At 71.1% G+C, this 19667-nt stretch carries 20 protein-coding genes; 9 read left to right on the top strand and 11 right to left on the bottom strand.

Annotated elements, in window-relative coordinates:
* Nucleotides 1-125: 125 nt before the first annotated feature.
* The 5 genes from ACTJI8_RS15805 to ACTJI8_RS15785 all read right to left on the bottom strand — a co-directional run bounded on the left by ACTJI8_RS15805 (nt 126) and on the right by ACTJI8_RS15785 (nt 3043).
* A complete protein-coding gene (locus ACTJI8_RS15805; RefSeq protein WP_440734371.1) occupies nt 126-293 on the bottom strand; it encodes a hypothetical protein in 168 nt (55 codons plus the stop codon).
* Nucleotides 290-862, bottom strand: coding sequence for a YdeI/OmpD-associated family protein (locus tag ACTJI8_RS15800; protein ID WP_440734370.1), 573 nt, complete (start codon nt 860-862; stop codon nt 290-292). The genes ACTJI8_RS15805 and ACTJI8_RS15800 overlap by 4 nt, the downstream gene beginning before the upstream one ends.
* A gap of 3 nt (nt 863-865) precedes the next feature.
* A complete protein-coding gene (locus ACTJI8_RS15795; RefSeq protein ID WP_440734369.1) occupies nt 866-1693 on the bottom strand; it encodes an HAD-IIA family hydrolase in 828 nt (275 codons plus the stop codon).
* Between the two features lie 254 nt (nt 1694-1947).
* The gene (locus ACTJI8_RS15790; protein WP_440734368.1) at nt 1948-2580 is read right to left on the bottom strand and encodes a metal-dependent transcriptional regulator; all 633 of its coding nucleotides are present in this window, start codon (nt 2578-2580) and stop codon (nt 1948-1950) included.
* A gap of 112 nt (nt 2581-2692) precedes the next feature.
* Complete coding sequence (locus tag ACTJI8_RS15785) at nt 2693-3043, bottom strand: hypothetical protein (RefSeq protein ID WP_440734367.1); 351 nt, start codon at nt 3041-3043, stop codon at nt 2693-2695.
* A 222-nt stretch (nt 3044-3265) separates the two neighbouring features.
* On the opposite strand from ACTJI8_RS15785, the gene ACTJI8_RS15780 reads away from it, so the two are divergent.
* Nucleotides 3266-3955, top strand: coding sequence for a DUF1003 domain-containing protein (locus tag ACTJI8_RS15780; RefSeq protein ID WP_440734366.1), 690 nt, complete (start codon nt 3266-3268; stop codon nt 3953-3955).
* An 88-nt stretch (nt 3956-4043) separates the two neighbouring features.
* On the opposite strand, the gene ACTJI8_RS15775 is transcribed toward ACTJI8_RS15780, so the two are convergent.
* Nucleotides 4044-5333: an Nramp family divalent metal transporter gene (locus ACTJI8_RS15775; protein ID WP_440734365.1), complete on the bottom strand. Its 1290-nt coding sequence runs from the start codon at nt 5331-5333 to the stop codon at nt 4044-4046.
* Nucleotides 5334-5469: 136 nt separating this feature from the next.
* On the opposite strand from ACTJI8_RS15775, the gene ACTJI8_RS15770 reads away from it, so the two are divergent.
* The 4 genes from ACTJI8_RS15770 to ACTJI8_RS15755 all read left to right on the top strand — a co-directional run bounded on the left by ACTJI8_RS15770 (nt 5470) and on the right by ACTJI8_RS15755 (nt 9510).
* Nucleotides 5470-6213, top strand: coding sequence for a TrmH family RNA methyltransferase (locus tag ACTJI8_RS15770; protein WP_440734364.1), 744 nt, complete (start codon nt 5470-5472; stop codon nt 6211-6213).
* Nucleotides 6214-6283: 70 nt separating this feature from the next.
* A complete protein-coding gene (locus ACTJI8_RS15765) occupies nt 6284-7558 on the top strand; it encodes a sensor histidine kinase (protein WP_440734363.1) in 1275 nt (424 codons plus the stop codon).
* The gene (locus ACTJI8_RS15760; protein ID WP_440734362.1) at nt 7555-8211 is read left to right on the top strand and encodes a response regulator; all 657 of its coding nucleotides are present in this window, start codon (nt 7555-7557) and stop codon (nt 8209-8211) included. The genes ACTJI8_RS15765 and ACTJI8_RS15760 overlap by 4 nt, the downstream gene beginning before the upstream one ends.
* 90 nt (nt 8212-8301) lie before the next feature.
* Nucleotides 8302-9510 carry a hypothetical protein gene (locus ACTJI8_RS15755; protein WP_440734361.1) on the top strand — a complete coding sequence of 403 codons (1209 nt, stop codon included), beginning with the start codon at nt 8302-8304 and terminating at the stop codon, nt 9508-9510.
* A 109-nt stretch (nt 9511-9619) separates the two neighbouring features.
* Here ACTJI8_RS15755 and ACTJI8_RS15750 read toward each other — a convergent pair whose 3' ends face one another.
* Complete coding sequence (locus tag ACTJI8_RS15750; RefSeq protein WP_440734438.1) at nt 9620-10942, bottom strand: MATE family efflux transporter; 1323 nt, start codon at nt 10940-10942, stop codon at nt 9620-9622.
* 162 nt (nt 10943-11104) lie between these two features.
* Between ACTJI8_RS15750 and ACTJI8_RS15745 the strand changes: the two genes are divergently transcribed.
* Nucleotides 11105-11590, top strand: a complete 486-nt coding sequence (locus tag ACTJI8_RS15745) for a hypothetical protein (protein ID WP_440734360.1) — start codon at nt 11105-11107, stop codon at nt 11588-11590.
* 27 nt (nt 11591-11617) lie between these two features.
* Here ACTJI8_RS15745 and ACTJI8_RS15740 read toward each other — a convergent pair whose 3' ends face one another.
* The gene (locus tag ACTJI8_RS15740; RefSeq protein WP_440734359.1) at nt 11618-13195 is read right to left on the bottom strand and encodes a DUF222 domain-containing protein; all 1578 of its coding nucleotides are present in this window, start codon (nt 13193-13195) and stop codon (nt 11618-11620) included.
* A 347-nt stretch (nt 13196-13542) separates the two neighbouring features.
* Here ACTJI8_RS15740 and ACTJI8_RS15735 point away from each other — a divergent pair, with 347 nt between their 5' ends.
* Entirely contained in the window at nt 13543-14106 is a 564-nt protein-coding gene (locus tag ACTJI8_RS15735) for a DUF1992 domain-containing protein (protein WP_440734358.1), read from the top strand.
* A gap of 212 nt (nt 14107-14318) precedes the next feature.
* Here ACTJI8_RS15735 and ACTJI8_RS15730 read toward each other — a convergent pair whose 3' ends face one another.
* A complete protein-coding gene (locus ACTJI8_RS15730) occupies nt 14319-14861 on the bottom strand; it encodes a hypothetical protein (protein WP_440734357.1) in 543 nt (180 codons plus the stop codon).
* Complete coding sequence (locus ACTJI8_RS15725) at nt 14858-15331, bottom strand: DM13 domain-containing protein (RefSeq protein ID WP_440734356.1); 474 nt, start codon at nt 15329-15331, stop codon at nt 14858-14860. The genes ACTJI8_RS15730 and ACTJI8_RS15725 overlap by 4 nt, the downstream gene beginning before the upstream one ends.
* A 142-nt stretch (nt 15332-15473) precedes the next feature.
* On the opposite strand from ACTJI8_RS15725, the gene ACTJI8_RS15720 reads away from it, so the two are divergent.
* A complete protein-coding gene (locus tag ACTJI8_RS15720) occupies nt 15474-16184 on the top strand; it encodes a response regulator transcription factor (protein ID WP_440734355.1) in 711 nt (236 codons plus the stop codon).
* Nucleotides 16185-16269: 85 nt separating this feature from the next.
* Nucleotides 16270-17421: a sensor histidine kinase gene (locus tag ACTJI8_RS15715; RefSeq protein ID WP_440734354.1), complete on the top strand. Its 1152-nt coding sequence runs from the start codon at nt 16270-16272 to the stop codon at nt 17419-17421.
* Nucleotides 17422-17440: 19 nt separating this feature from the next.
* Here ACTJI8_RS15715 and ACTJI8_RS15710 read toward each other — a convergent pair whose 3' ends face one another.
* Complete coding sequence (locus tag ACTJI8_RS15710) at nt 17441-19618, bottom strand: M66 family metalloprotease (protein ID WP_440734353.1); 2178 nt, start codon at nt 19616-19618, stop codon at nt 17441-17443.
* Nucleotides 19619-19667 lie beyond the last annotated feature (49 nt).

Raw genomic sequence — 19667 nt, 5'->3', positions numbered from 1 at the left:
CTCGTGCTGCGCGCAAAGATCCAGGAAGGTTCCACTTCTGTAGGACGGAATCCACGGATCCGTCCTACAGACGTGCGAAAGTCCTGTGGAATGGCGCGCTCACCGGTCCGGTAGTCGAGGGGCGCTCAACGACCGGGTGAGCCCTTGTCGTCCTCGTCCCAGGGGCCCTCCCACCAGGCGCCACGGTCGCGGGCGGAGCCGCCGCGGCGGTTGCGCGCGAACTGCACGATCCACGCGGTGAGTGAGCCGAGCGCGATGACGGCCGCGACCCAGATGATCGGATTCGAGGTCACGGCCGCTTCCCCTCCGCCGCGTCGGCGACGATCTTCGCGATGCGCGCGGCCCGGGTCTCGGCCCGCTTCGCCATCGCGATCTGCGTCAGGCCGACCTTCTTCGCCGACGGCGGGAAGGCGTCCCATCCCGCCCGCCCGGCAGGGGATGCGTCGAGCGCGGCGATGAGGTCGTCCGGCTCGATGCCGGCCTCGGGACCGTCCAGCACGCTCCAGGCGCCGTTGGCCTTGGCGACCTCGATCGCGCGGATCCCCGCGGCCTCGAGCAGGCCGGCCTCCTCGAGCAGGGCGATGCGGGCCTTGTTCGTCGCCGCCCAGCCGCTGGACGCGCGGCGCGGCGCGAACCAGAGCCCGCCGATCCGCTCATCGAAGCTGCGTACCGGACCGTCGATCCATCCGAAGCAGAGCGCCTGCAGGATGGCCTCCTCGTAGCCGACGTGCACCTCGTCGTTCCCCGGCCGCGGCCGCACCAGCCAGGCGCCGGTCGCGGTCGCATGGTTCTCGGCGAGCCATGAACGCCAGGCGGCGGCGTCCGTGGCGACGACCCGCTCGCCCTCGTCGAGTGCGCCCATGGATCAGCCCTTCGTCTTCGGCGCCTTCTGCGGGATCGTACGGATCGTCTCGGTGATGCGGGGGAGCAGGTCGGCGACCGACTGCACGACCTCGTCCGGGCGGAACGGGTACTTCTCGATCTCCGCGGTGTCGCTGATCCCGGTGAGCACGAGAATCGTGTGCAGGCCCGCCTCGATGCCCGCGACGACGTCGGTGTCCATGCGATCGCCGATCATGCCGGTGCGCTTGGAATGCGCGCCGATCTTGTTGAGTGCCGAGCGGAACATCATCGGATTCGGCTTTCCGACGACGTACGGATCCTTGCCCGTCGCCTTCGTGATGAGTGCGGCGATCGCGCCGGTGGCGGGCAGCGGTCCGTCCGCGCTCGGGCCCGTGGCATCCGGGTTGGTGACGATGAACCGGGCGCCGTCGTTGATCAGGCGGATCGCCTTCGTGATCGCCTCGAACGAGTAGTTGCGGGTCTCGCCGACCACGACGAAGTCGGGGTTCGTCTCGGTCATGATGAAGCCCGCGTCGTGCAGGGCGGTGAGGATCCCGGCCTCGCCGATCACGAACGCGGATCCGCCGGGGAGCTGCTGCTGCAGGAAGTCGGCGGTCGCGAGCGCGGAGGTCCAGATCCGCTCCTCCGGCACGTTCAGCCCGCTCGTGCGCAGACGCGCGGACAGGTCTCGCGCGGTGAAGATCGAGTTGTTCGTCAGCACGAGGTAGGGGATGCCGCTGCTCTCCCAACCGGCGAGCAGTTCGGACGCCCCGGGGATGGCGTCGTTCTCGTGCACGAGCACACCATCCATGTCGGTGAGCCAGCATTCGATGTCGTCGCGTTGTGCCATGCGCCCAGCCTAGGACTCCCGGATTACGGGGGGATGACAGCGTGGCCCCGTGCGTAATTCAGGTCGGATCTGCTCTGGAGGCCCGGATCCGGCCATGTTCACGCCATCACGCGAGATCCGTCCTGAATACGGCACGCCGACACCCGCTGCCGCCGAGCGGCCGCCGTGGATCCGGTGCCGCCGAGCGGCCGCCGTGGATCCGGTGCCGCGGATTGGGTGCTGAAGAACCAGTGCCGTGGATCCGATGACCGCGGTCAGGCCGACAGCCAGACCGCGTCGGCGCCGTCGGAGGGGAGCGGAACATCGGAGCCCTCGATCCGCAGTCCGTCGCGGGTGACGACGACCTCGCCGCCGATCACCAGGCCCGCGGATTCCAGAGCGCGCAGCAGCTCGGGATCACGGTCGTCCACGCGCAGCACCCGGCCCGCGTGGCCGGTGGCGGCGTCGGCGAGCAGCACGAACGGCTCGCGCTCGATGCGGCCGTCGGCGTCGGGGATCGCATCACCGTGCGGATCGAATCGCGGCCGTCCCAGGCGCGCATCGATGCCCTCCAGCAGACGGTCGCTGATGGTGTGCTCGAGCACCTCCGCCTCGTCGTGCACCTCGTCCCACGCGTAGTCGAACTCGCGCACGAGCCAGGTCTCGATGAGGCGGTGTCGGCGGATGATCGCGAGGGCGCGCTGCTCCCCCTCCTCGGTGAGGCGCACTGCGCCGTAGGGCACGTGCGAGACGAGGCCGGCTGCGGCGAGCTTCTTCACCATCTCGGTGACGCTGGACGGGGCGATGCCGAGCTTCGCGGCGAGCTGCGACGGCGTGATCGGCGCCGGCTGCCATTCGGTGTGCGCGAACACCGTCTTCAGGTAGTCGTCGGCCGCGGGGGATGCCACGGGTCCAGCCTAACCGGCATGGCTTTCGGCGCGAGCCGGCTCCAAGAGTGCGACTGGCGCCCGGCGCTCAGCCCCCGGGGCCACGTGGGGCGAGGGCCCCGGAGGAGCGAGGTCAGTGGCCGATCGCGGAGAGCACGGCGAACGCGGCCTGGCCGGCGAAGAACATGATCCCGAAGCCGGCGAACGCGCCGAGCAGCGAGAGGCGCCCGTCGAAGCCCTCGACGCCGCGCATGCCGATCGCGCGAGCGCGGAACGACAGGATCAGGGTCAGGGCGCCCAGTGCGAGCTGCACCCAGGGGCCGCCCGCCGGCAGCAGTTTCGGCACGGCGACGAGCAGGATCCCGAGTGCGCCTGTGACGAGCGATGCCCAGGTGCAGATGCGTACGGCCCGGCGTGCGGATGCCTGCGCCTCGGCCTTCTCGGCGGCGCGCTGCGCGGCGGACGGGCGGCGGGATCTTGCCATCCCTCGAGCCTACCGGCGGAGGCTGTGGGTCCTGCCTGGGCCGTATCGTCCGTCCGATGGATCCGGACGTGTGAGCTGCGGCCCGGCCCCGGCCCCGGGGACGGGGTCGGATCCGCCAGGACCGCCGCGCCGCCCCGCTCAGCGCGCCGCCATGGCATGCCGGGACGACGCAGGAGACTGGATCCGACCCCGCGACGGCGCGGGCGGGCGAGGGAGCAGACCATGTCGAGCCAGCAGGCCATCTCGAGCGAGGACCTCGATGCGTTCCTCGGGCGACTGCCGGAGAGCAGCGCACGGCCGCTGCCGGAGAGCACCTGGCACGAACAGGCGCAGGAGCACCTCACACTGGGGGAGCGGTCTGCCGATCGCCTGCGCAACGCGATGGGCAGCTGGGGTTTCGTCGGCGGGTTCGTGCTGTTCATGGCGGTGTGGTGGATCCTCAATACGATCAAGAGCACGGCGTGGGATCCCTATCCGTTCATCCTGCTGAACCTGTTCCTCAGCATGCTGGCCGGTCTGCAGGGCGCGATCCTGCTCATCGCCGCGAAGCGGCAGGACGCGATCTCCGCCGCGCTCGCTCAGCACGACTTCGACACCAACGTCGCCGCCAGGGTCGACATCGAGGCGCTGCTGGAGATCAATCGTCGCCAGCTCGAGATGATCGCCGAGCTGCAGGGCATCGCCCGCGCCCTGGTACCGGCGCAGACCGGTGGGGCGGCCGCGACGGACGTCGATGCGCAGGACGTCGCGACCGAGGTGGCCGCCGCGAAGGCGACGGCGAGAGCGGCGGAGACCCGGGCCGAAGTCCGGGCGGAGGCTCAGGTCCAGGAGGACGGGAGCGGCTCGCCGGCCGCGCCCGAGAACGGATCCGGATCCGGATCCGGGTCCCTTCGACCGCGAGACTCCAATTGAGTAACGAGACTGCACGCCTGATTCGCTGTCTCGTTACTCCGTTGCAGTCTCGCGGTCAGGAAACGCGGACGCCGGATCCGGTCCGGTGTCAGGACCCGCTCAGCAGCAGCCAGAGCAGCACGGCGTTGAGCGCGATGAGCAGGGCAGCGGCGATGATGCCCGCGATCGTGGTCCACGGTCGGTTGGCGTAGCGCCCGAGCGTGCGCTGCCGGGCGGTGAGCGCGACGAGGGGGATGAGCGCGAACGGGATCCCGAACGACAGCGCCACCTGGCTGAGCACGAGGGCGAAGGTGGGGTCGACGCCGAGCCCGAGGATCAGCAGCGCCGGGATGAGCGTGATGAGCCGCCGCACCGGCATCGCGATGCGGATCCGCAGCAGGCCGTGCATGATCTCGGCGCCCGCGTACGCCCCCACCGCGGTCGAGGCCAGGCCGGACGCGAGCAGGCCGACCGCGAACAGAGTGCCGATGAGCGGCCCGAGCTGCGCGCTGATCGCGGCGTGCGCGCCCTCGAGGGAGTCGGTGCCGTCCACACCGGGCAGCGTGGCGGCGGCCAGCAGCAGCATGCCGAGGTTCACGGCGCCCGCGACGACCATCGCCAGGGTGACATCCCATCGGGTCGCGGTGAGCAGCCGCGCGATCGGGGTGCGCGTGGTCGGCTCGGGGTCTCCGCCCGGGTGCACGGGGGCGGATCCGAATCGGTCCCTGGCGAGGGCGGAGTGCGCGTAGATCGCGTGCGGCATGATCGTCGCGCCGAGGATCGAGGCGGCGAGCAGCACGGATCCGGAATCGGTGAAGCGCGGCATGAGCCCGCCGAGGGCGGCGGACGGATCCGGCGGGGCCACCAGCAGCCCGGCGAGGAACCCGATGGTGACCACGGCGAGCAGGCCGATCACGACGAACTCGAACGGCCGGGCGCCGCGACGGCCCTGCACGGCGAGCAGCGCCATCGAGACCGCGCCCGTGATGAGGCCGCCGAGCAGCAGGGGGATCCCGAACAGCAGCTGCAACGCGACCGCGCCGCCGATGACCTCGGCGATGTCGGTCGCCATCGCGACGAGCTCGGCCTGCAGCCAGTACGCGCGCCGCGCGAACCGGTGCTGCAGCCGGTCGCCGATCAGCTCGGGGAGGCTGCGCCCGGTGACGACGCCGAGCTTCGCGGAGAGGTACTGCACGAGCCACGCGATCACGTTCGCCACGATGACCACCCAGACCAGCAGGTAGCCGTAGCCTGCTCCCGCCGTCATGTTGCTGGCGACGTTGCCCGGGTCCACATAGGCGACTCCTGCCACCAGCGCAGGGCCGAGCAGCGCCGCACCGCGGGCGGACGCCGCGGCATCGGCGCGCGAGGGTGCGAAGGTCACCGTGGATTTAGGCACACCGAAAACCTACCCCACTTTTAGGTGCGCCGAAATAGTCGGATCCCGTTCGCGGGCGTGCGCGCTCGACGACCCGAGGTGGGCGCGCCCGCTCGACAGCGCCGGGCGGGGGATCGCGCGCAGATACGCTGGCGGGATGCAGGATCCAGAGGTCGTCGGCGAGTCCGAGCCCACGCCCGAGTCAACTGCTGCACCCGAGCCAGCGCGTGCTCCCGAGCCCGCGCCCGAGTCCACTGCTGCACCCGAGCCAGCGCGTGCTCCCGAGCCCGCGCCCGAACCGGAGCCCACGCACGGTGTCGGCCCGTGGGAGGGGGAGTGGCCCGCCGAAGATCGCCTCGATCCCGAGCTGCTCGCGAACGGCGACCGGCGCAACGTCGTGGACCGCTACCGGTACTGGCGGATGGAGGCGATCGTCGCGGACCTCGACACCCGGCGGCACGGTTTCCACGTCGCGATCGAGAACTGGCAGCACGACATGAACATCGGCTCGATCGTGCGCAGCGCCAACGCGTTTCTCGCCGACACCGTGCACATCATCGGACGACGGCGCTGGAACCGGCGCGGAGCCATGGTCACCGATCGATACCAGCACGTGATGCACCACGACACCGTGCAGGCGTTCACCGCGTGGGCGGAGGCCGAGCGCATCCCGATCATCGCCGTGGACAACCTCGACGGCGCCGTGCCCGTGGACCGGGCGGATCTGCCGGAGCGCTGCGTGCTGCTGTTCGGCGCGGAGGGGCCTGGGCTGTCGGACGAGGCGCTTGCGGCGGCGTCAGGGCACGTCGAGATCACGCAGTACGGATCCACCCGCTCGATCAACGCCGGAGCGGCCGCGGCCGTGATCATGTACGAGTGGTGCCGGAGGCACGCCGGCTGACGCCATGATCCGGATCCGTCTCACTCGCACGGGTGAGGACGCGCGCAGAGCCGCGTGCGAGCATGGGGACGTGCGGACAGGGAAGGCGCGGAGCGGCGGGCGCGGCGGCACCGTGCTGATCGTGGCGCTGGCCGCCCTCGTCTTGCTGCTGCCGATCAGTCTCGCCTCGCTCGCGTGGTCGACGCCGCACGCGGCGCCCCTGGTGACCGCAGGGCTCGCCCTCTCCTTCGCCGCACTGCACGGCGCGTCCCTGCTCGCGGTGCGGCATCCGAGGCCGGCATTCCTCCTGGCCAGCGCCGTGATGCTGCTGCTCGTGCTGATCCCCGCGGCGCGCGACGCCTCTGCGGCCATGCACCCCTCGGTCGTCGTCTACCTGCTCTGCCTGGCCCAGGTCGCCGTGCGCGAGCGGGTGCGGCTGTCGGTCATCGCGTTGGCCGTCGCGCTCGTGGGTGCAGGGATGATCGCGTGGGCCGAGCCGTCCTTCGGGTCCGGGACCGGGTCGGGCGCCGATGTGGGGCTGCTCCGGCTCGGCGCCTTCCTCGGGCTCGCTGCCAGCGCGACCGCCGCGTGGGCGTGCGGTCTGCTGGTGCGGTTCGCGACGAGCCGGGCCGAGGAGCGCACCGTCGTGCGCGTGCAGCAGGCGATCGCGGACGAGCGGATGCGCATCAGCGGCGAGCTGCACGACGTGGTGGCGCACGCGATGACGGTCATGATCGCGCAGTCCGAGGTGGCGCGGGCGCTGTTGCGCGAGCGTCCGGACGTCAGCGAGCAGGCGCTCGGCGTCGTCGTGGACACGGGCCGCGACGCATTGCGCGGCATGCGCGCGATCGTCGCGGCCGACGGCGACGCGCCCAAGGAGCCGCTGCCGACGGCGGACTCCCTGGCCGAGCTGATCGCCTCGGTGCGCAGCCCCGCGTGCGCGGTCGAGCTCGCCGAGAGCGGAGAGCGCCGCGACCTGGCCCCCGCGCCGGCGCTGGCGCTGCACCGTGCGGTGCGCGAGGGTCTCACGAACGCCATGCGGCACGCGTTGCCGCCGGTGCGGGTCGAGGTGCGCCTCTCCTGGGCCGAGGGGCACGTGGTCGCGGAGGTCGAGGACGACGGCGGATCCGGACGCAGCGGATCCGATCTCGGCACAGGCACCGGTCTCGTGAGCCTGGCCGAGCGGCTCCGGCTGGCGGGCGGGTCGCTCGTGGCGGGGCCGGTTGCGGACGTCGAGAGCGGCTCGTCCGGGCTCGCCGGATCCCGCGGCTGGCTGCTGCGGGTCGAGCTCCCGGTGCTGCGCGAGAGCGACTCGGACAGGGTAGCGACGGTGACGCGCCCGGCGGATGAGGGGGACGGCGAATGACGATCCGGGTGCTGCTCGTCGACGACCAGGAGCTGTTCCGCGAGGCCGTGGCGATCATGCTGGCCCGGGACCCGCGCATCGCCGAGGTCGCGACCGCCGCTGATGCGCAGGGCGGCATCGAGCACGTCCGCGGCCACGCGGTTGACGTCGTGCTGATGGACATCCGCATGCCCGGCATGGACGGCATCGCCGCGACCAGGGAGATCCTGCGGTTGAAGTCCGGGATCCGCATACTCATGCTCACCACGTTCGACCTCGACCAGTACGTCGTCGAGGCGATCCGCGAGGGGGCGAGCGGGTTCCTGACGAAGGACGCAGCGCCGCAGGAGCTCGCCGACGCCGTCGTCGCGGCGGCCGCCGGCGACGCGGCCATGTCGCCGCGCGCGACGGCGGCGCTGCTGGGCTTCGTGCGCGAGGGCGGGCCCACGGTCGATCCCGAAACCGCGCTCGCGCCGCTCAGCGGCCGGGAGCGGGAGGTCGCGCGGGCGCTCGCGACCGGTGCCTCGAACGATGACATCGCGCGGACTCTGTTCCTCAGTGCGAACACGGTGAAGACGCACGTGAAGGCGGTGCTCGCGAAGCTCGGCCTCGCCGACCGCGTGCACGTCGTGATCTGGGCCTACGAGAACGGCATCCGCCGCCCCGGGCGCTGACAACGCTCCCCGGGATCATCCCCGCGGGTGATCCGGAACCGTCCTCGGGGGCGACGCGGAGAACGGTTCCGGATCCGTAGCGTGCCGGACATGAGAAACAGAACGCGTGTCGCACTGCTGATCCTCGGTGTCGTGCTGGGCGCCGCTGTCGCGCTGCTCGGCGCCATCGGACTGCTCTTCGCCGGAGTGGTGCCCACGGGGGTGAGCCCGAGCCTGGTCTCGGCGGTCGTCGGCGCGCCCACAGCGGCGGTGGTGTCGATCGCGGCGGGGCTCGCCGCGATGGCTGTCGGAGTGCTCGGACTGCGCGGGCGCAGGGCGGACGCGTCGGTGAGCGCGGTCGGTGTCACCGTCGCGGCGCCCGCCGGGCTGCGCATCATCGCCGTGACCGTGGCGCTGCTGGTGGCGGCGCTCATCCCGGGCGGGATCATCCCGGTCGCCGGGTACTCGTTCGTGCTCGTCGTGGCGGGGCTCGTCGTCGCGGGTCTCGTGCTGCTGACGGTGCGCCATCCGTTGATCGGGGCGGCCGGGATCCTGCTCGTGATCGGCGTTGTCGGGTTCGCCGCGCTGCGGCTGCCGCTTGGCACGTTCGCGCCACGCGTGCTGGAGGCGCTCGCTCCGCGATTCGGCGAGCTGACCGTCTCGTTCGTGCACCTGGTCGCCGCGGGCGCGCTCGCCGCCTGGGCGATCGGCGAACCCGCGGTGCGCGGGCGGTTCGCCGCGGGCGTGCTGCGGCACCGGCGTGCGATCACCGTGGCCGCAGCGCTGTGCGCGCTGCCGTACGCGTTCTGTCGCCTCACGTGGCTGACGCCGTGGCCGCTGTTCGCGCCGCCGGCCGCCCTGACGCCCGATGTCCTGATGGTGGGCCTGCTGCTCGGCGGGGCGATGCTCGCGGCCGGGCTGCTCACGCTCGCCCTGTGCCTGCCGTGGGCGGACCGCTTCCCGCAGTGGCTGGGCGTCGTCGGCGGACGTCCGGTGCCCGCCGGACTCGCGGTGATCGCCGCATCGGTCGTGGCGGTGATGTTCACGGTCGGGGGCGTGGACCTGCTGCGCGTCGCCACGACGCGCGGATCCCTCGCCGTGGGCGTCGTCGAGCTGATGCTGGTGCTGCCGTTCTGGCTGTGGGGGCCGCTCCTCGGCGTCGCGACATGGGGTTACGCGATGCACCGCGGCCGGCCGGAGGAACGCCCCGTGGTGCCGCGGGCGATCGGCGACCGCGGGCTGTCGGACACGCTGCGGGCGCGCGCCACGGCCGAACTCGACGCGATCGAGGAGCGTGAAGTGCATCGCAGCCGGCGCTGACGACGACCGCGAGGCGCCGGGGATCCGCGCCGTTGCTGTGCGGATCCCGGGTGCTTCGTCGGATCCTGGCTCCTTTGGACGGGCGTTCCGTTCGTCAGACCTCGCTTCGTCAGACCTCGATCGAGAGCCAGCGTCCGGTGCGCACGCGCAGGCCGAGGGTCGCCAGCCTTGCGCACAGGTACATGCCGAAGAACGCGACGGCGAGCCAGATCAGTCCCGCGACGCCGGTCACCCCGGTCGCCGCGATGATCGCGAGCGCTGGCAGGAACGGCACGAGGTTCAGGCCGCCGGCGAGGGCGAGGTAGCGTGCGTCGCCGGCCCCCATGAGCACCCCGTCGAGCACGAACACGATGCCCGCGATCGGCTGGGCGACGGCGAGCACGATGAGTGCGGGCTGGATCAGCGCGGCGAGGGCCGGGTCGCCGGTGAAGGCGAGCCCGATGACGGTGGACAGCGCCGCGATGAGCACTCCGACGATCACGCCGAACCAGGCGCCCCATGCGACGGTGCGGGCGAGTACGTGCCTGGCGCCGTTCGGATCCGCCGCGCCCAGACTTTTGCCGATGAGCGCCTGCGCGGCGATCGCGAGGGCGTCGAGCGCGAAGGCCGCGGCGGAGAAGATGGTGAAGACGACCTGCCAGCCGGCGAGCTCGCGCGTGCCGATTGCGGTCGCGACTCCCACCGTCGCGAGCAGCGCCACCCGCAGGCTCACGGTGCGCAGGAACAGCCAGCCGCCGGAGCGCGCGGATCCGCGGATTCCGGCGAGCTCTGGTGCGACCGAGGCCTCGTGCCGGCGCGCCAGGCGCCCGATCACGAGCACGTACGCCCCGACCATGCCCCACTGGGCGACGACCGTGCCGAACGCGGATCCGGCGATGCCCCAGCCGAAGCCGTAGATGAAGAGCCAGTTCAGCAGTGCGTTCGCGGCGAAGCCGATGCCCGCGATCCACAGCGGGGTGACGGTGTCCTGCATGCCGCGCAGCAGGCCCGTCGCCGCGTAGACGACGAGCATCGCGGGCAGCCCCCACATGGACGGCGCGAGGTAGGCGGCCGCCTGCGCTGCGACTGCGGGAGTGGCGCCGAACAGCGGGATCACCGCGGGGGTGAGCAGGGACCCGATCACCGCGAGCACCGCACCGAGGCCGAGCGCCAGCCACATGCCGTCGATGCCGACCGACACGGCATCGCCATGCTCGCCGGCGCCGAACCGTCGTGCGACGGCCGGCGTGGTCGAGTAGGCCAGGAAGATCATCAGCCCGACGATGGTCTGCAGGACCGCCGACGCGATGCCGAGCCCCGCGAGAGGCGTCGTGCCGAGGTGCCCGACGAGCGCCGCGTCGACCATCAGGAACGCCGGCTCTGCCACGAGCGCGCCGAGGGCGGGTACGGCGAGGCGGATGATCTCGCGGTTCAGGGTCGGCGCCGCGTCCAGGTGCGGCACACCACGCGGGGTGTCGCCCGGCTGCGGGTTCGGCGTCGGGGAGGGCACTGTACGAGCCTAGGGGCGGGCGGGGACATGGGTCTGCGGCGGGCCGGCCGACATCGCCACGAAACGGCAATCGTCAGGATGGCGTGCTGTCTAGGCTCAGCGACTATGGGAAGCAATTGGATCGTAATCGCGGCTGCGGCAGTGACGGGCACCTTTGTTGTGATCTCTGGACTTCTTTCATTCATTTCCTCGCGAGGTGAACCACGCCAAGCCAAAGAACTACGTGCGCTATCGGAGATCCTCAAAGACATGCCACCCAGTCCGGGCCGCCAGGCGCTCGCCAAACGTCGAGAACTCATCGCCAAGAAATACGGCGAGTCGAGTACCGAGATCTTTTCGGATCTCGATCGGGCGATGCTGCTCGGGATGGGGCTCCTGGCACTAGGTGTGCTACTCGCTTCGATAGTGAGCGGAAATCTCACGCCGACTCTCGTTTCGCTTGCCGGCTTTGCCGCGATCATACTGTCAGTCATAGGCGTGGCTGTTCTCCTTGCCGCCTTGATCGCGGTTGTGTGGCGGACCCTTCGATTGGGGAGGGCGCGCTGGGCGGCCCGTCATTCGGCGGAGGCTGATCGACCGCTGGAGGAATAGCCCGCCGTCATGGGCGGCGTCGTATCGTCATCCGGGCGGGCCGACCGCGTCGGCGAGGACGCGGCGGACGTGCTGCGGGTCGCCGCCGCGGACGCGCGGTCGGTGCCAGATGCCGTGCGGGTTCCACCAGGCTGGTCCGCGGATTTCGGGGACACCCGCGTTCATGCGGATCTGCCATCCGGAGGTGTCGAGGGTGCGGTGGTGGTGCCAGCACAGGGCGACGCCGTTGCTGGTGTGGGTCGGGCCGCCGTGGGCGTGTTCTTGGACGTGGTGGATCTCGCACCAGGTCGCGGGGACGTGGCAGCCAGGGATGAGGCATTCCCGGTCCCGGAGCTGGATGGCGCGGCGCTGGATCGCGGTGAAGATACGGGCGGTCGTCCCGATCGACACGATCTGTCCGTGTTCGTCGAACAGGACCCGTTGGATCCCGCCGGTGCAGGCGGTGTGCCGGGCGACGGACAACGGCACGTCGGTGCCGGTGCCTTCGATGAACGCCCGCCCGCGCCCGGCGGCGTAATCCTGCGCGGTGACGGACACGACCAGGGTCGGTGCCGCCCCGCCCAGGTCGGGGGTGGCCCCGGAGGCGGCTGCGGCGCGCAGGATCGCGGCAAGGTTGTCGTGGTTGCGCTGTGCCGGGGTGCGCGTGTCGTTCGGGACGGGGAGACCGTCGAAGAGACCCGGATCCGGATCAACGGACAGCGGATCAGCGCCTGCCATCAGGTCCGCATCCGGATCCGACACAGGATCCGTCTCCGCGGCATCCGCAGGACCCGCCGGGTCCGTGTCGTCGGTCTCGAAGGTGACTGTCCCGGAGTCGAGGTTCGGGGAGCTGGGTGCGGCGGGGTTGTTGAAGGCGTCCATCAGCCGTTGCAGCAGCCCGGCGACCTCGGGCAGGGCGCGCCCGCCGAAGGGGTGCGTGCCGTCACGGAGCTTCCCGATCCAGAAACTGCGGGACCGGTCCGCTTTGGCGTCGTCGGGTTCGGCACCGTCCGGGTCCAGGGCGAGCATCAACGCCCGTGCGTAATCGGCGAGCTCATCCGTCGACGGTGCCGGCCCTGGCCGGCCGTGCTCGTCGGCCAGGTCCAACCCGCGCGTGGTGTTCGCGAGCAGGGCGTCCACCGCTTCCCGCTCGTCCGTGCTGATCCGGGTACCGGCACGTTCCACCGGGCTGATCGCGGCGAGCAGGCCCGTGACCGAGAGCTCACCGTCCCTGAGCGCCTGCCCGAGATGTTCGTAGCGGGCTGCGGTGTGCTCGCCCGAGGAGAGCAGGAAGTCTTTGCCCACGGCGTCGGCTGCTCGCACATACCCGCGCGCGGTGCCGGCGTCGACCCGCAGCACCCGCCGGATCAGCTCCGTGACATCCCGGCACCCAGCCAAGGTGGTGATCTTCTCCGAGGGCAACCCCGTGTCGCGGTGGCGCGCACGGGCCACCGCGCTGGTAATCGCCGCGTCCAGCAGGCGCTGCGCCTGCCCGCACTCGCGCAGGACCCGGATCGTCTCCGCATCCTCTGTTCCCTCGAACTGGGCGTCGAGCTCACCCTGCACCCTCGCCTGCTGGAGCAGGTGCTGAACCTGCTCCAGAGCCTCACGCAACGGGGATGTCATACCCTCATTCAACTCCGGGCCACCGACATTCGAATCCCAGATCAGGCGGCAGAACCAAACTTGTGGAGATCTCGTCAGGATCCGCACCTGTGGAGGACGAACCGGACGTGTTCGGTGGTCGCAGATTGCGGCTCTCCGACCCGAATAACCGCAATTCGCGACCACTGAGCGGAGGGATCGACGCGCGGAGCAGGCGGGCAAACGAGCAGAAGGGGGAACGAAGTATGAAGGAACGAGGGATGGAAGGAACGGGCGCAGAAGGAGGGGGCGAAACGAACCCGACGCCGCGTCACCCGCGTCCCGTAGCCTGGAAGGACCCGAGGTCCGACCAGAACCGGAGGAGCGTCATGACGGATGAAGCGCACCGGCGCCGCTCGCATGCCGAGCGCTTGCTAGGCCGCACACCCCCAGAGTCCAGCGCGGCCACCACGCCGCCCACCGCCCCGCCCGCGGTCCTGAACGCCGAGACGATGCCGGCGATCGTCGAGACCGCGATCCAGGTGGCCATCCGTCAGGGCCAGTTCGACGACCTCCCGGGAGCGGGCAAGCCCATCCCCGGGCTCGGCGACCATCACGATCCGGACTGGTGGATCCGGCGCAAGATCGAGCGGGAGAACCTCACCGGCCTCGGTCCGCCGGCGCTGATGCTGCGCGTCGAGGACCGTGAATTCGACTCGCAGCTCGACGGCCTGCGGAGCGAGAACGACGTGCGCGCCGTGGTGGAGGACTTCAATCGCCGCGTGATCGAGGCCAGGCGTCAGCTGCTCGGCGGGCCACCCGTCGTGACGAAGCCCCGCGACGTGGCGGCTGAGATCGAGGCCTGGCACGAGCGGCGCGACCGCCGGGAGGCAGCCAGGGTCGAGCCCGCCCCCGCCGCCGAGCGGAAGAAGCGCTGGTTCCGGAAAGCCTGACGGACCGGATCCGGATCCGTGTCACCGCACTCGGAACGCTGATTCCGGACCTCACTGGAACGAGGCGCTCACCTGACGCCAGAAGCCCTTTCGTCCCTCGCGAAAGGGCATCTGGCGACCAGCGAACGCCTCACCGCTCCGACTCGACCGTGTGCGGTTCCAGCCTCACCGCCCGGACCCAGCCGAACGCGGTTCCCAGCCCCACCTTCCCCTCAGCGGAATGCGGCTCCCCGCCTGGACGAAGCCGGCGTAGCCGAGCCCCGCCCGCGCCGCCGCTCCCACCACCACGCGACGCCGACGCGCCCCGACCACGGCAGCGCCAGCACGACGGCAGACAGCAGCACCATCGCCGGATACTGCGCGATGAGCTGGTCCGACGACCAGTACAGCATCAGCGTCGCGACGGATCCGAACGCCACGAGCGTCGTGAGCACCCGCCCGAGGCCGAGCACGAGCAGCACGCCCAGCCCCACCTCGAGTACGGGGATCGCGATCCCGAACAGCCCCGGCGCCGACTGCATGAGCGCCCCCAGCGGGCGGAAGAAGAACGGCACCCGCGTGTTGCCCGCGGTGCCCTGCGCCACGAGCAGGATGTCGGCGGATCCGAACCCGGCGCGGTACTTCAGGATCCCCTCGTTCAGCCACAGCACGCCCGCGGCGATCCGAGCCGCCGCACCGAGGAACGCCGAGGCGGTGAGCCAAGGCGCGGTGCGGGCCGGCGTCCCCGTGCCGGTCCGCACCGCCGTCGCGGTCATGACAGCGCAGCGGCCCCGAAGACCGCCTTGGCCTTGTCGCAGTGGATCACGACGTCGGTGTACATCGACGCGTCGACGCCGTTCAGCATGAACGTCTGCGAGTCCTTGTCGAAGGCGACCGGGTCGATCTGCTTGCCGGCGCTGACGGCGGCCTCGTCGGTGCCGTTGGTCAGGTAGACGTGCAGGTCGGGGCCCTCGTCGGAGGAGAAGCCGGAGAGGGTCAGCTCGGATCCGGAGATCGTCACGGTGCCCTTCACGTTCTTGCCGTTCAGGCCCATGAACGTGCCGGTCTTCGACATGTCATGCATGTCCGACGCCATCGGAGAGGAGGACGGCATCGGGGTGGACGACGACATGGTGTCGCCGGAGGTCGGGGAGGCCGCGGGGGTCGAGCTGCAGCCCGCGAGAGTCAGGCCCAGGGCGAGGACGGCGACGCCGAGCGCGGCGGGGACGAAAGCGGTCTTGCGCATGATTGCTCCATTCCGTGGCGGGATCCGCCACATGGTTTCGAGGACAGTGGCGACGCTAGAACGGCCGGAATCGCCGCGGGGGAGTTCTTTCGGGGCCGTAAGGACTCGGATCCGGCTCGGTCGCCGGGGCTAGCCTCTGAGCATGGAGATGCCCGGACCCGTTCTGCCTCGCGTGGTGGTCGTCGAGGACGACCCGACCGTGCGGTCCGCGGTCGAGCGCTATCTCGCAGCGAACGGCTACCGCGTCGACGGGTTCGGCGACGGCGTCTCGGCGCAGCGCGCGGTGCAGGCGGATCCGCCTGACGTGCTCATCGTCGACCGCATGCTGCCGGGCATCAGCGGAGACGAGCTGGCGCGCGATGCGAGGGCGCGCTCTGCGGTGCCGATCATCATGCTCACCGCGCTCGGCGAGGTGGAGCAGCGCATCGAGGGGCTGGAGACCGGCGCCGACGACTACCTCGTGAAGCCCTTCGCGCTGCGCGAGCTGCTGCTGCGGGTGGGCGCGCTGCTGCGCCGGTCCCTGGCGGCGTCCGCGCCGACGCGGGAGATCGTGCGCGGCGACTTCCGGCTGGATCCGGCCCGACGCCGGGTGCACGTGCGCGGCGAGGAGGTGCTGCTCGCCGCCCGCGAGTACGAACTGCTCGCGCACCTCGTGCAGCACGATGGCGAGGTGCTCTCGCGCGACGACATCCTGCGCGAGGTCTGGGGCTGGTCGTTCGGCGAGGCGAGCACGGTGACCGTGCACGTGCGCCGGCTGCGGGAGAAGATCGAGCACGATCCGCGCCACCCCCTGCACCTGCTCACGGAATGGGGCGCCGGCTACCGGTTCTCGGCGGACGGATCCGGCTCATGATGGCGCGCTTGCGCTCGGTTGCGGGGCGGACCCGGCGCGTGCCCGGGCGGGCTGTGCGCGTTCAGCAGCGGAGCGGATCCGGCTCATGATGCCCCTCGGCGTCGCGGATGTGTTGCTGATCCTGCTCACCGCACTCGTCTGCGCGGCGGTCGTGACGTGCGCGGCGGTGCTGGTGCTGCGCCGCGCGCGCCGGGCAGGGCTGACCCTGCGCCTCGTGGTCGTCGGCGTGGCATCGGTGCTCGCCCTCGCGACGGGTGTGCTCGCGATCTCGGCCGAGATGTACCTGTCGGCGCATGACTTCACGGTGCTGGTGTGGGTGCTCGGTGCGGCGCTGCTGTGCGCGCTCGCGACGGCGTGGATCACCGCCCGTGCGGCGCGGAGCTCGGTGCGGGGACTTTCGGCCGCGGTGCGCCGTGTCGGCGAGGGCGACGTCGTCGACCGCGGATCCAGCGGCTGGCGCGAGTTCGACGACCTGTCCGTCGAGCTCGCCGAGGTGTCGGCGAAGCTCAGCGACGCGCGGGCCGAGCTGGAACGGCTGGACTCCGACCGCCGGCGCTTCCTCGCCTGGATCTCGCACGATCTGCGCACCCCGCTGACCGCGATCCGCGCGCTCGCCGAGTCCGCGGAGGAGGGGCTCGCGGATCCGGAGGCGTTCCCCGGTCAGGTCCGCGCACAGGTCGAGACGATGGGCCGGATGGTCGACGACTTGTTCGAGCTGTCGCGGATCACCTCGGGCTCGCTGCGGCTGCGCACCGAGCAAGTCGAACTGCTCGACGTGGTCTCGGACGCGGTCGCCGACGTGCGCGCCGCCGCGGGGGAGCACCACGTGCGGATCGTGCAGCAGGGCATCGACGGCCAGGTGCTGTGGGCGGATCCGCATCAGCTCACGCGCGTGATCGTGAACCTGCTGACGAATGCGGTGCGGCATGCGCCCGAAGGATCCGAGATCCTCGTCTTCGCCGAGTCGCCGTCGCCGCACCGGCTCGTGCTGGCCGTGCTCGACCACGGCAGCGGCGTGGCGGTGGAGGACCTGGATCGCATGTTCGAGGTCGGATGGCGGTCGGATCCGTCCCGCACGAGCGGGACCGTCCCGGACGCGGTGGCATCGGGAGCCGGTCTCGGCCTCGCGATCGCGCGGGGGCTCGCCCGGGCGCACGGCGGCGACGTGTTCGCCGAGCACACCGACGCCGGCTTCTGCCTGAAGGTGCTGCTGCCGGTGGGCGAGCCCGGATCCTGAGGCCCGGGCAGGTCCGTCGTCACCGCGTCCCGCGAGGCAATGGCAGCGCGGTGATCCGCACCGAGGCATCCGCCGCGAGGCGGGTCTCGCAGCGCAGCGTCAGGACGTGCTCGCCCGGTTCGAGCCGCAGGGTGCCGATGCGACCGCGCCCGAATGCTTCGCCGTCGACCTCCCAGCTCAGCAGCTCGTCATCGATCGGATCCCCGGTCTGGTTCACGGCGCTGCCATGCACCTCCATCTCCACGCCGGCCGACACATCGCTGCCGTCGGGCGGGAACAGGATCGCCGGGTAGGGTGCGAGCTCGGGCACGTCGATCGACGCTGCGTCGGAGACGGCCGTGCTGAACCCATCGTGCGCGAGCAGGCGCACATGCGCCTCTCCGGCAGGCAGGCCGGTGAGGTCCAGATCCGCGAGCCCCTCACCGAACCCGCCTCCGAGCCCCACCGCCAGTCCGCGCCAGGTCTGCCCGCCGTCGGTGCTGACCTGTGCCCACACGTCCGTCGCGGGTTCACCCGCGATGTCCCAGCGCGGTCGCACGGCGCGCCCTTCGACGACCTCGGCCGTGACCCGGGTGAACCGCGCCGGATCCGCAGGAGCCTTCCTGACCCACACCTCCTCGCCACGTCCGTCGACGATGCGCAGCGCCGAGCCGAGCTCGGTGTCGGGCATGAGCGCGCGGAAACGGAGCGGAAGCCGGTCGGGGTCGTCGTCGCCATGCGAGGGAGCGCAGCCGCAGTCTTCGCCGTACTGCAGCTCCCGCGCCATGACCACGCGCGAAGCGATCTCTCCGGTTGCGCCGACGAGCTGGGCGGACCAGCTGATCGGCGGACCGATCAAGGCGGAGTTCGCCTCGACGCGGGCCACCGAGTCGACGGTCACGACACCGGCCTCGTCGATGACGCCGCTCATCACGATCATCCGGTGGGTGGCGTACTTCTCGATCTCGTCGCGGCTCCACGGCGGGTTGGGCCACCAGAGGTGCTTCGGATCGAACTCCACGGCGGTGCGGTCGAACGGGTTCGGTTCCGACATCCAACTGGGAGCGAGGCGGTCATGCTCGATGAGCTTCGCGTGGTGGTAGAGCGACATCCAGCGGTTGGCGCCGTAGCTCATGTAGTCGGTAGAGGTCGCCGGGCTGAAGACGGCGCCGGTCTGGATGTCGGTGCCGTACTCGCCGATGGATCCGGACATGTTCGGCTCGTAGACCGGGTAGTCGGGATCCGTGGTTCCCGCGTTGCCCGCAGGGGCGTGGGGGAAGCCGTAGCCGTGTCCGATCTCGTGCACGAACGTGGCGGTGTCACCCGCGGCTCCGGCTCCGAGCCCGTCGTTGCCGCAGCCGGGAACGTTGAGCGGGATCCCCGACGGCAGGATCCCGTAGTAGACGACATCGGCACGGTTGCCGTCGTTGGTGCGGATGTTGCCGAGCGCGGTGAGCAGGGCGCCCCAGTTCGTCGAGCAGGCTCCGGGGGAGCTGCGCACGTCGTCGAGCGGCTGCGTCCAGGCGAGGGTGCCGGCGGTCATGAACGATCCGGTCTGCTGCACGGGCATCATCCGGAACGCCAGCGCCGCGGTGGTCTGCACGTCGGCGAGCGTCGGGGCGGCGAGGGAGATGGTGGGCGCGATGGTTCCGGGCGCCGGGTTGGCCGTACTGGGGCCCTGGTAGCTGACGAGGATCGCTCGCACGCGCAGCGTCTGCACGAGACGTGCCGACACCGTGGTGCTGTACTGCTGTCCGTCGTCCAGCGTCGCCGTCAGTCGCATGTCGCCGAAGAACTGCTCCGCCGGGATCCGGAAGTTCAGCGTCCGATCGAAGCGGCTGCGCTCGTCGTCGTAGCCGTCGTCCATGGGCGTAACCGTGGACAGCAGCCAGGGCGAGATCGTCACGATCGAATGCCACGGTCCGAACAATCCCTGCCGGCGCTCGAGCAGCAGTGTGCCGCCGATCGGGTCGCCCGTCCTCACGAGGGCCGATGGCGCGACGTACACGCGTACCAGCGCGGGCTTGTAGGCGACCAGCAGCGCCGCATTGTCCTTCTTGCGATCGCCCGGATCCGTCAGATGCTCCGACGCGTGGTAGTACTGCACCGCCTGGGTCACCTCGAGGCCCGTGGGGCGCTGCGTGAGCAGGGGCGAGCGCATATCGATCACATCGCGCAGGCGCTCGAGGGTCTGGACGACATCGCTGAGATCCGGCATGACAGCCTCCATCGATCGGTGGTGTGACGGTGAGGAGGCAGGGATGGGC

Origin of the sequence: Microbacterium sp. 22303 (assembly GCF_052045265.1) — a bacterium.
Taxonomy (GTDB): domain Bacteria; phylum Actinomycetota; class Actinomycetes; order Actinomycetales; family Microbacteriaceae; genus Microbacterium.
This window is presented reverse-complemented; position numbering and strand designations above follow the sequence as displayed.